Source organism: Mesorhizobium sp. WSM4813, from assembly GCF_055811555.1.
This window is the reverse complement of the sequence record NZ_JBVVQU010000104.1, coordinates 1-10,690: the sequence shown is the minus strand read 5'-3', so window position 1 is coordinate 10,690 and position 10,690 is coordinate 1. Positions and strand designations below refer to the sequence as shown.

10 protein-coding genes are annotated in these 10,690 nt (G+C 63.8%); 8 read left to right on the top strand and 2 right to left on the bottom strand.

Annotation, left to right across the window (positions count from 1 at the left end):
* Positions 1-161: 161 nt before the first annotated feature.
* Positions 162-1,016 (bottom strand): mechanosensitive ion channel family protein, encoded by an 855-nt coding sequence (locus AC0L25_RS31615; RefSeq protein WP_473599055.1) that lies wholly within the window; start codon positions 1,014-1,016, stop codon positions 162-164.
* Between the two features lie 240 nt (positions 1,017-1,256).
* Here AC0L25_RS31615 and rsfS point away from each other — a divergent pair, with 240 nt between their 5' ends.
* The 8 genes from rsfS to AC0L25_RS31575 all read left to right on the top strand — a co-directional run bounded on the left by rsfS (position 1,257) and on the right by AC0L25_RS31575 (position 9,550).
* Positions 1,257-1,634: a ribosome silencing factor gene (gene rsfS / locus AC0L25_RS31610; protein WP_292168005.1), complete on the top strand. Its 378-nt coding sequence runs from the start codon at positions 1,257-1,259 to the stop codon at positions 1,632-1,634.
* Between the two features lie 82 nt (positions 1,635-1,716).
* The gene (rlmH, locus tag AC0L25_RS31605; protein ID WP_473599054.1) at positions 1,717-2,199 is read left to right on the top strand and encodes a 23S rRNA (pseudouridine(1915)-N(3))-methyltransferase RlmH; all 483 of its coding nucleotides are present in this window, start codon (positions 1,717-1,719) and stop codon (positions 2,197-2,199) included.
* Positions 2,200-2,348: 149 nt separating this feature from the next.
* Entirely contained in the window at positions 2,349-3,680 is a 1,332-nt protein-coding gene (locus AC0L25_RS31600; RefSeq protein ID WP_473599053.1) for a murein hydrolase activator EnvC family protein, read from the top strand.
* Between the two features lies 1 nt (position 3,681).
* The gene (locus tag AC0L25_RS31595) at positions 3,682-5,007 is read left to right on the top strand and encodes a S41 family peptidase (protein WP_352955198.1); all 1,326 of its coding nucleotides are present in this window, start codon (positions 3,682-3,684) and stop codon (positions 5,005-5,007) included.
* 152 nt (positions 5,008-5,159) lie between these two features.
* Complete coding sequence (locus tag AC0L25_RS31590; protein ID WP_473599052.1) at positions 5,160-6,344, top strand: divergent polysaccharide deacetylase family protein; 1,185 nt, start codon at positions 5,160-5,162, stop codon at positions 6,342-6,344.
* A gap of 2 nt (positions 6,345-6,346) precedes the next feature.
* Entirely contained in the window at positions 6,347-6,868 is a 522-nt protein-coding gene (locus tag AC0L25_RS31585) for an RNA pyrophosphohydrolase (protein ID WP_473599051.1), read from the top strand.
* Positions 6,869-6,957: 89 nt separating this feature from the next.
* Entirely contained in the window at positions 6,958-8,109 is a 1,152-nt protein-coding gene (gene alr, locus AC0L25_RS31580; protein WP_473599050.1) for an alanine racemase, read from the top strand.
* 184 nt (positions 8,110-8,293) lie between these two features.
* Positions 8,294-9,550 carry a D-amino acid dehydrogenase gene (locus AC0L25_RS31575; protein ID WP_473599049.1) on the top strand — a complete coding sequence of 419 codons (1,257 nt, stop codon included), beginning with the start codon at positions 8,294-8,296 and terminating at the stop codon, positions 9,548-9,550.
* Positions 9,551-9,688: 138 nt separating this feature from the next.
* On the opposite strand, the gene AC0L25_RS31570 is transcribed toward AC0L25_RS31575, so the two are convergent.
* Positions 9,689-10,570 (bottom strand): LysR family transcriptional regulator, encoded by an 882-nt coding sequence (locus tag AC0L25_RS31570; RefSeq protein WP_473599048.1) that lies wholly within the window; start codon positions 10,568-10,570, stop codon positions 9,689-9,691.
* Between the last annotated feature and the right edge of the window lie 120 nt (positions 10,571-10,690).

The following is a 10,690-nucleotide window of genomic DNA, read 5'->3' as shown; positions in this document are numbered from 1 at the left end:
TGTTCTCGCCAGTTGAATGCAGAAACTACTTCACAGCAGCAGGGTATGGACTCACTTGAACGTCCGATGCTCTAGCGTTGTTGTTTTTATGCATGTCGTTATCGCAAAACCGCTGCGCACTTTTGCGCGACATGCATTAGACCTGCACGGGATTGGTCATCTCACTGTCTGGTGGCGACTTCCTGCCCTGGCGCTTCCGGCGGCGGCGCGGGTATAGAAATGCCTTCGCTGTCGAACGCCTGCTTGGCGCGTTTGGTGAGTTCGATCTGGGTGGCGAAGTAATCCGCAGCCGAGGTCCAGTAGCGCAAGGTGATAGCGACGTTGCTGTCGCCGACGGTCGCCACGAAGGCAATCGGCGCCGGCTCTCGCCTGACGCGTCGGTCGGCGGCGGCGACGCCCAGCATGGTCTTTTGAGCGAAATCGATGTCGTTCCAGGAGCCGATGGTCAGCGTGATGTCGCTACGTCGGGCACCGTTGCGCGTATAGTTGCGGACAGGCTGGTTCCACAGCGTCGAATTGGGGGCGAGGATGTAGACACCGTCGACCGTTCTCAACGTGGTGGCGAACAGGCCGATTTCCTCGATGGTCCCGGCGATGGCGCCGACCTCGACATATTCGCCGATGCGGAATGGCCGCAGCGCCAGCAGCATGATACCGGCGGCAATGTTCTGCAGCGTGCCCTGCAGCGCCAGGCCAATGGCTAGGCCGACGGCGCCAATGGCGGCAATGATCGAGGTTGTCTGGACGCCGAACTGGCCGAGCACCATGACGACGACGAGGATCAGTATGGCGTAGCGGACGATCCTCGAGAAGAAGTGGCGCAGCGTCGTGTCGAAGCCATGGATATGGCCGAGGCCGGCATAGATCGAGCGCTGGGCAAGGCCGGCGACGGTATAGCCGAGGACCAGCAAGATGACGGCGCCGATAGCCGAGAAGGAGTAAGAGACGATCAGCCCGCTGAGCTGCGCAAGGCCGGACTGCACGGTGAGGAGAGCGTTCTGAGGGTCGACAGGCATGAGGGGGATCCGGTTGGTCAATGCGCCGATAACCCAGGCCAGGCGACAAGAGTTCCGATTTTTCTTCAACTGCGGAACCGGAAGGAACGGTTCTTCGTTGGCTATAGCAGGGCTCCCGTCTTGAAACTGCAACGCAACTCTGCCTATCTAAGGGGTGTCACCTGCTTTGAAGGTGATTTGGTTGTTCTTGCTGCGAAAGGAAATACACTGAGAACAGCACTTTGGAAGAAGGCCGACATCGTGCCTTCGCCGGCCGGGATCAGCGTAAACGACGCCGTGTCCCGCGCCATCAAGACAGTCCTTGCCAGTCTGGAAGACTCCAAGGCCGAAAACATCGTCTCAATCGACATTCAGGGAAAATCGAGCCTCGGTGACTATATGGTCATCGCGTCCGGCCGATCGCACCGTCATGTCTCGGCTGTCGCCGATCATCTCCTCAAGGCGCTCAAGGATGCCGGGCTCGGCACGGCGCGCGTCGAGGGACTTGCCGGAGCCGACTGGGTCCTGATCGATTCGGGCGACGTCATCGTCCACGTCTTCCGTCCCGAAGTCCGCGACTTCTACAATCTCGAAAAGATGTGGCAAGCGCCGGACCTCGAGGAAGAGACCCTCCACTGAGCCGAATTTGATTGATGCATGTCGTTTCCCAACACCGGTGACCACTTTTGGTGACATGCATTAGCGGCTCTTCGAGGCAGGGATGAAGATCACCGTTCATGCCGTGGGCCGGATGAAAGCCGGCCCCGAGAAGCAGCTCGCCGACCGGTATTTCGAGCGCTTCGCCAAGAGCGGGCAGGTCGTAGGGCTCGAATTCTCAGGGGTGGTCGAGATTCCTGAGGGCCGCGCCCAGACCGCCAACGAGCGTCGCCGCGAAGAAGGCCAGAAACTGCAGACGCAGTTGCAGCCTAGTACCGCGCTGATGCTGCTCGACGAACGCGGCAAGAACTTTTCCTCCGAGGATTTCGCCGGGCGCATCGGCCTGTTGCGTGATGGCGGCCGCAAGGCACTTGTCATCGCCATCGGCGGTGCCGATGGTCACGACCAGTCGCTGCGCGATCAGGCCGATCTGATGGTGTCGTTCGGCGCGCTGACATGGCCGCACCAACTGGTCCGTGTCATGTTGGGCGAGCAGCTTTACCGGGCCGCCACAATCCTGTCCGGCCATCCCTATCACCGCTCGTGAGCGGTTGCAGGTTCCAACCCGAAACCGGTGGATTGGCGTGAGCCGCCCGGATTTTCGCCTCAATGCGTCACGAGGCTGTTTGCGGTCGGCGAGGCTCTCGAACATGGTTGATGGTTCGTTAACGAAGCCACGCATAGAGTCGGGCTTCAATGTCTGAAGATTGGAAATCGCGAACCGGCTTTTGGCGCGCACGCTGCGGCCTGGCAGCGGCGGCGCTCGTGCTGTCGCTCGGTGCCGCGTGGGCGCAGAACAGGCTCGACATGGCGCCTGACCCGGACCAGAGTCGCGCCGAGTACGAACGGGTATCGAAGGAGATCACGCTGTCGTCCGAGCGGCTGGCCAAGCTCGCCGCCGACATGGCGACGGTCAAAAAGGACCATGCCTCGATCACCGCGGCGCTGATCCAGTCGGCGATGACCGAACAGAAGCTCGGCCAGGACATCGAGGACATCGGCGCCAAGCTGGAAGGGCTGAAGGGCGAGGAGCAGAAAATCCGCGCCTCGTTGGCCGCCAGACGCGACGTTCTGGCCGAGGTGCTGGCTGCGCTGCAGCGCATGGGGCTCAATCCGCCGCCGGCCATCCTGGTCAAGCCTGAGGACGCGCTGTCGTCGGTGCGCAGCGCCATTCTGCTCGGCGCCGTGGTGCCGGAACTGCGCCAGCAGACCGAGATATTGCTGACGGACCTCAAAGAGCAGTCGCGGGTGACCGCCTCGATCGAGGCGGAGCGGGCGCGGCTGACGGCGGCAGTCGGCGAGCAGACGGCGGAAAAGAAGCGGCTCGGCATGCTGCTCGAAGCCAAGCAGAAGCTCGAGGCCGAGACGCAAACGGCACTGGCGGCGGAAAAGCAGCGATCCGCAGCACTGGCGGCCAAGGCCGGCAGCCTGAAGGAACTGATCGCCTCGCTCGAGGCCGACAAAGCCCGCAAGGCGGCGGATGCGGCGAAGGCAGCCGAGCAGAAGGCCGCCGATGCCGACAAGGCTCCGGCACAGACGGAACTGGCGGCCCTGCCGGTGCCGGAAGCCAACCGGCTCACTGCCGCGGCGCCGTTTTCGGCGCTTCAGGGCCAGATCGCGTTGCCGGTCACCGGCAAGATCAAGCGGCGGTTCGGGGCCAGCGACGGTAATGGCGCAGTGATGCTCGGTGACATGGTTGCGACACAATCGGGAGCCATCGTCACCGCGCCGGCGGACGGAAATGTACTTTATGCGGGACCTTTTCGCTCTTATGGTCAACTCTTGATCCTGAACGCAGGTGACGGCTATCATGTCGTTCTCGCGGGGATGAGCAGAATCAGCGTCGCGTCTGGCCAGTCGGTGCTCGCAGGAGAGCCGGTCGGCGCGATGGGAGAGGCCCGGGTGGCGAGCACCTCGGCATCGAAGAATGGAAATGCCACGCCGGAGCTCTATGTTGAGTTCCGCAAGGATGGAAAACCCGTCGATCCGACCCCATGGTGGGCGGACCGTTTCTCTGGAAGGACGTGAGATGATGCGGAAACTTTCGCTTCTGTTTGCCGGTGCGCTGATGGGCGCATCCGCGATGAGCCTGGTCTATGGCGCCCCCGGCTCGACGGCGAACGCTGCGGGCTCCGAGACCTATAAGCAGCTGGCGATCTTCGGTGACATCTTCGAGCGGGTGCGGGCGCAATATGTGACGCCGCCCGATGACAAGTCGCTGGTCGAAAACGCCATCAACGGCATGCTTACCTCGCTCGACCCGCACTCCTCGTATATGAACGCCGAAGAGGCGCAGGACATGCGCGTGCAGACCAAGGGCGAGTTCGGCGGCCTCGGCATCGAGGTCACTATGGAGAACGACCTGGTCAAGGTGATCACGCCGATCGACGATACGCCGGCCGCCAAGGCGGGCGTGCTTGCCGGCGACTATATTGCCAAGATCGACGGCGAGGAGGTTCGCGGCCTGAGCCTCAACGACGCGGTCGAGAAAATGCGCGGACTGGTCAACACGCCGATCAAGCTCACCATCTTGCGCCAAGGCGCCGACAAGCCGATCGAGCTGACGGTGGTGCGCGACATCATCAAGGTCAAGGCGGTCAAGTTCCGGGTCGAGAACGACATCGGCTACATGAAGATCACCTCCTTCACCGAAAAGACCCATGACGACCTCGAGAACGCCATCGACACCATCAAGAAGCAGGTGCCGAACGAAAAGCTCAAGGGCTACGTGCTCGATCTGCGCCTCAATCCGGGCGGGTTGCTCGACCAGGCGGTGAGCGTGTCCGACGCCTTCCTCACCCGTGGCGAGATCGTCTCGACGCGCGGCCGCGATCCGAAGGACGTCACCCGCTTCGACGCGCGGCCCGGCGACGACATCGACGGCAAGCCGCTGGTCGTGCTCGTCAATGGCGGCTCGGCCAGTGCGTCCGAAATCGTCGCCGGCGCGCTGCAGGATCTGCGCCGCGCCACGGTGGTCGGCACGCAGTCCTTCGGCAAGGGTTCGGTGCAGACCATCGTCCCGCTCGGCGAGAACGGCGCGCTGCGCCTGACGACGGCGCTCTATTACACGCCGTCCGGCAAGTCGATCCAGGGCAAGGGCATCACGCCCGACATCAAGGTCGACCAGCCGTTGCCCCCGGACCTGCAAGGCAGGGATTTGACGCGCGGCGAGTCGGACCTCAAGGGTCACATCAAGGGCAGCGACGAGGGCGATACCGGTTCGGGCTCGGCAGCCTATGTGCCGCCGGAGCCGAAGGACGACCTGCAGCTTATCTTTGCCCAGCAGTTGCTGCGCGGCGAGAAGACCGATCCGGCGTTCCCGCCGAACCCGGACAAGGCTGTGCTGAACCAGTAGGGGCCGTGCTGAACCAGTAGGGGCTGTGCCGAACCAGTAAAAGTCGATCAGCCGGACAACAGGTCTGGCTGCCTGATCGAAGCGATGTAATGCTGCCGAGGCCGCAAGGCCTCGGCAGTTTGATTCGGGGGAACCGCGGCTGGGGATGCGGCTTGGCTGACATCGGCAACGACATCGAACGCCCACTCGGGCAGGCCGTCCGGCCGCCGCGCGCGGCACGCAGGATCAGCGCTGGCGTGGTGGCGGCCACTCTCCTGGTGCTGGCCGTGATCGGCGTCTCCGGCGCGATTGCGCTGCGCGAAAGGCCATTTCGGAAGCCGGAAGAAGTCGCCGTTTCGACGCCGAAGACGACAGCGGTGGTCGAATCCGCAGCGCCGGCCACTGAGCCGGCATCGAAGAAGGAAGCAGCATCCAAGACGAGCGGGTCCAAGACAGGCGGGCCGCAGATCATCCACATGCCGACCGAAGCGGGCGATGGTCCGCCCAGGGCGGCCATCGTCATCCACGACCCTTCGACGATCGGCCAGAACCTGAGGATCGCGCATATTCCCGATAGGGCGCTGGTCGAGGCCGGCGAAACCGGCCCATTGCCGGTTCGTGCCGCCGACGGAAGGCGGCCGTTCGATCTCTATGCGCGGCCGTGGTCCGGTGCGCGCGGTGCGCGCGTGGCGATTGTTATCGGCGGGCTCGCCATGTCGCAAACCGGCACCCAGGCGGCCATCGCCAAGCTGCCGGCCGAAGTGACGCTGGGATTTGCGCCACAGGGCAACAGCGTCGGCCGCTGGATGCAGGCGGCGCGGCAGAGCGGCCATGAGATCGTCATGCAGGTGCCGCTCGAACCGTTCGACTATCCGAACGTCAATCCCGGCCGCAACACGCTGACGGTCGCGGCGACGGCGGACGAGAATTTGAAGAATTTGCGCTGGGCGCTGTCGCGCACGACCAACTACACCGGCGTCATGAACTATATGGGCGCGCGTTTTTCGGCAGATGCGGCGGCGATGGGGCCACTGATGGCCGAGCTTGGCAGGCGCGGCCTGGCCTATGTCGACGACGGCTCGTCGGCACGCAGCCTGGCGCCCGAACTGGCGTTGAAGAACGGTGTGCCGTTCGCCGCTGGCGACATTTCGATCGACGCCGTGCGCGATCGCGGCGCCATATTGAAGAAGCTGGACGAACTGGAAGCAACCGCGCGGGCGAAAGGCTTTGCCGTCGGCATCGGCTCGGCCTTCGACCTGACGGTCGATACCGTGTCGTCCTGGGTGAGCGAGGCCAAGAAGCGCGGCATCGAGATCGTGCCGATTTCGGCAGTGGCGGTGGATCCGGAAAAAGGTTGAGCATGGCGAAGAAAAAACCGGTCGATCCCGAGATGCTGCCTTATCGTCGCTGTGTCGGACTGATGATCCTCAACGGCGACGGGCTGGTCTGGGTCGGGCATCGCGTTGCCGAGCCGGACAGCGAATTCGCCGGCACGACGCAGCTCTGGCAGATGCCGCAGGGCGGCATCGACAAGGGCGAAGAGCCGCTGCAGGCGGCACAGCGGGAACTCTACGAGGAAACCGGCATGCGCACCGTCTCGTTGCTGGATGAGGCGCCGAACTGGATATATTACGACCTGCCGGCCCATCTGGTCGGCATTGCCTTCAAGGGGAAATATCGCGGCCAGACGCAAAAATGGTTCGCCTTCCGCTTTCACGGCGACGTGAGCGAGATTGAGATCAATCCGCCGCCGGGCGGCCACGCCGCCGAGTTCGACAAATGGGATTGGCGGCCAATGGAGGAATTGCCCGACCTGATCGTGCCGTTCAAGCGTCAGGTCTATGAGGACGTGGTTGCGGCGTTCCGGCATCTGGTTGCGTAGCTTGGCGCAAGCCGCGCTTGCGCCGACCACGGTTGCCGCGTCAGCGCGGTGGCCTTATTGATGGCCAATCCGCTGCAGACGGGGTTGGCATGAACGGCGCTTCCAAAAAATCTCTTTCTGAAAGGGTCGCCGTCAAAGCCGCCCCGATCTGCGAAGCGGCGGCCGGCGCCATATTGACCGTCGATCTCGGCGCCATCCGCCAAAATTACCGGCGGCTCAAGGCGCGTTTGGGTGGCGTCTGCTGCGCAGGTGTCGTCAAGGCCGACGGCTACGGGCTCGGCGGGGCTCAAGTGGCGGCGGCGCTGGCGCACGAAGGCTGCGCTACTTTTTTCGTCGCGCATCTGGCCGAAGGTGTCTTGCTGCGTCAGGCGCTTGGCTCACGTCCGGCGATCTATGTGCTGAACGGCATTCAGCCGGGCGCTGAAAGGGAAGCCGTCGACGCGGAGCTGGGCGCGGTCATCAACAGCGCCGGCCAACTCGCCGCCTGGCGCGCGGCGGCGCAGCGAGCCGGCCGCAAGCTCAAGGCTGCAATCCAGGTCGACAGCGGCATGTCGCGGCTCGGCATGGCGGCAGCCGAGGTGGAGGCCGTCACTGCCGATCCGCAGGCTTTCGACGGTATCGACGTCACCTTCGTGATGAGCCACCTCGCTCGCGCCGACGAGCCCGGGGATCCGGCCAACGAGCAGCAGCGGCTGGAATTTGAGCGGCTGCGCAAGATGCTGCCAAAAGCGACGGCCTCGCTGGCCAATTCCTCCGGCATCTTTCTTGGGCAGCCCTTTCACTACGACCTCGCCCGGCCCGGCGCGGCGCTCTACGGCATCAATCCGACGCCAGCGCAGGAAAATCCGATGCTGCCGGTGGTGCAGCTTCAGGCGAAAGTCATCCAGACGCGCAGCCTCGATAGGGGGGCCGGCGTCGGCTATGGCCATATTTTTCACGTGACCGATTCGCTGGTCGCGGCAACGATCTCGCTTGGCTATGCCGATGGCTGGCATCGACGCGCGGCTTCCGCCGCCTGGTTCGAAAATGTGCGTTTGCCGTTCCTGGGCCGTGTATCGATGGATTCGATCGTTCTCGACATTTCGGCCCTGCCGCCCGACCGGCTGAAGGCGGGCGACCTCGTCGAACTGATCGGACCGTCGCAGACGGTGGATCAGGCGGCCGGCCATGCCGGCACCATCGGCTATGAAATCCTGACCAGCCTCGGACACCGTTTTCACCGGCGCTATGTGAATGGATAGCGCGCGGACTTTTTTACGCATCTCGTTGTCCCAAAACCGCTGCGTACCACGGGTCAAGCCCGAGGGCATGCTTTTGGGCGACATGCTTGGGCACTTGGCGGACACCGTAAAATCCGGCAGACAGGTGGCCACGATGCCCCGCCCCCAAAATCCCTGACAAGACGTCGTTCTGGAGAACTATGCGATGAAGATCTTCGTGCTGGGCGGCGGCGTCATCGGGGTCACCACCGCTTATTATCTGGCCGAGGCCGGCCATGAAGTGACGGTGATCGACCGCCAGAAGGGTCCGGCGCTGGAAACCAGCTTTGCCAATGCCGGCGAGATCTCGCCCGGCTACGCCTCACCCTGGGCCGGTCCCGGTGTCCCGCTGAAGGCGATCAAATGGCTGTTGATGAAGCATGGTCCGCTGGTGGTGCGGCCGACTCTCGATCGGCATATGTGGATATGGCTGGTCAGGATGCTGCGCAACTGCACGGCTGAGCGCTATGCGGTGAACAAGGCGCGGATGGTGCCTTTGGCCGAATACAGCCGCGACACGCTGAAAGCGCTGCGCGAGGCGACGGGTATCGCCTATGACGAGCGCGCCAAGGGAACGCTGCAGCTGTTTCGCACGCAACAGCAGCTCGACGGCACAGCCGGCGATGTCGAGGTGCTGAAGACATACGGCGTGCCTTATGAGATTCTCGATCCCAACGGCTGCATTGCGGCCGAGCCGGGGCTGGCAGGGGTGCGTGAAAAATTCGTCGGAGGCCTGCGACTGCCGGGCGACGAAACCGGTGACTGCAAGATGTTTACCGACCGTCTGGCCGAGCTCTGCGTGGCGCGCGGCGTCACCTTCGAATACGACACGGAGATACGGCGCATCGTCCGTAAGCGCAACCGTATCGCCAACATCAATACGAGCAAAGGTTGGAAGGCTGCCGACGCCTATGTGATGGCGATGGGCAGCTATTCGGCCAAGTTCATGCGCACGCTGAAACGACCCGTCCCGGTCTATCCGGTCAAGGGCTATTCGATCACTGTGCCGATCAAGGATGCTGCCGCAGCACCGGTGTCGACGGTGATGGACGAGACTTACAAGGTGGCGATCACCAGGCTCGGCGACCGCATCCGGGTCGGTGGCACGGCGGAGATTTCCGGCTTCGACCTGACGCTGCATGAATCGCGGCGGCGCACGCTCGAACATTCGCTTGGCGACCTTTTTCCGGGCAGCGGCGATATGAAGTCGGCGACCTTCTGGTGCGGGTTGCGGCCGATGACGCCGGACGGGCCGCCGCTGATCGGCCGCACCGAGTTCTCCAACCTCTATCTCAACACCGGCCATGGCACGCTCGGCTGGACCATGGCCTGCGGCTCGGCCAAGGTCCTGGCCGACATCATTTCGAGCCGGGTGCCGGACATCAATGTCCGCGACCTCGGACCGGAGCGATACCAGCGGTAGGATCAGAAGGCGTCCTTCAGCCAGCCCCGCCTTTGAGCGCAGTAAGGAACTTGCCGCGCCACTTGGGATCAAGCTCCACACACTTTGCCGCAACTGCAGCGGTTTGAGGATAATTTCAAACGCGTCGGATGAATATTGTCAGACGAACAGGCCTCGTTCCCGTTCCACCGCCTTCGTGATGAAGCTCGCGACGATCTGGACGCGGCGCAGCGGCCTGACCGATTCGTGATAGACCAGCCAGTAGGCACGGCGGATGGGCGCGACAATGTCGACAGCCACCAGTTCCGGCATCGAACGGGCGACGAAGGTGTGCAGGATGCCGATGCCGGCGCCGGAGCGCACCGCTTCGGCCTGGCCGAGTGCCGAGGAGATGGCGAAGCTCGTGCGCCAGTCGGCGCCGAACTCGGCCGCATAGTCGAGCGAGGGGCTGACGATGAGGTCCGGCACATAGCCGATCAGCGTGTGCCGGCCGAGCTCGGCGGGCGTCTGGGGCAGGCCATGCGCTTCGGCATAGACGCGGGACGCGAACAGGCCGAGCGTGTAGTCGACCAGCTTCCCCGCCACCAGCCTGCCTTCGGTCGGCCGCTCCACGGTGATGGCGATGTCGGCTTCGCGCCTGGACAGCGAGAAGGAACGCGGCACCGGCACCAGCTGGATGGTGAGCTCGCGGTGAAGCGCCGTCAGAGCGCCGAGGCGTTTGGCCAGGAAGGCGACGCCGAAACCATCAGGCGCGCCGATGCGCACCGTGCCCGAAACATCGTCGCCTTCGCCCGCCACGGTCGAGCGCGCGGCAATCATGTCGCCTTCCATGCGCTCGGCGATGTCGAGGAAGCGCTCACCCGCCGGCGTCAGCTCGCTGCCGGTGGTCAGCCGCCGAAAGAGTTTTGTGCGCAGCGCATCCTCAAGTGCGGCGACACGGCGCGACACGGTGGCGTGATTGAGCTCCAGCCGCTTGGCCGCGCCGAGGATCTGGCCGGCACGCGCCACCGCAAGAAAGATGCGGACGTCATCCCAGTTCATGGCTGACGTCGGCAACTTTAGCGTTGAGCGTCGCGTTTCCGCCCACCCCCCTTGTAACTTGTTTCTTGCCGACTCTGCTATGAAAGCAGGTGCGGTGGCGGACGGGAGACCGAACCCTCT

Coding starts and splice junctions, on each gene's coding strand:
- AC0L25_RS31615 (WP_473599055.1), bottom strand. CDS start 1,016: ATGCCTGTCGACCCTCAGAACGCTCTCCTCACCGTGCAGTCCGGCCTT.
- AC0L25_RS31585 (WP_473599051.1), top strand. CDS start 6,347: ATGGCGAAGAAAAAACCGGTCGATCCCGAGATGCTGCCTTATCGTCGC.
- AC0L25_RS31595 (WP_352955198.1), top strand. CDS start 3,682: ATGATGCGGAAACTTTCGCTTCTGTTTGCCGGTGCGCTGATGGGCGCA.
- AC0L25_RS31600 (WP_473599053.1), top strand. CDS start 2,349: ATGTCTGAAGATTGGAAATCGCGAACCGGCTTTTGGCGCGCACGCTGC.
- AC0L25_RS31575 (WP_473599049.1), top strand. CDS start 8,294: ATGAAGATCTTCGTGCTGGGCGGCGGCGTCATCGGGGTCACCACCGCT.
- rlmH (WP_473599054.1), top strand. CDS start 1,717: ATGAAGATCACCGTTCATGCCGTGGGCCGGATGAAAGCCGGCCCCGAG.
- AC0L25_RS31570 (WP_473599048.1), bottom strand. CDS start 10,570: ATGAACTGGGATGACGTCCGCATCTTTCTTGCGGTGGCGCGTGCCGGC.
- alr (WP_473599050.1), top strand. CDS start 6,958: ATGAACGGCGCTTCCAAAAAATCTCTTTCTGAAAGGGTCGCCGTCAAA.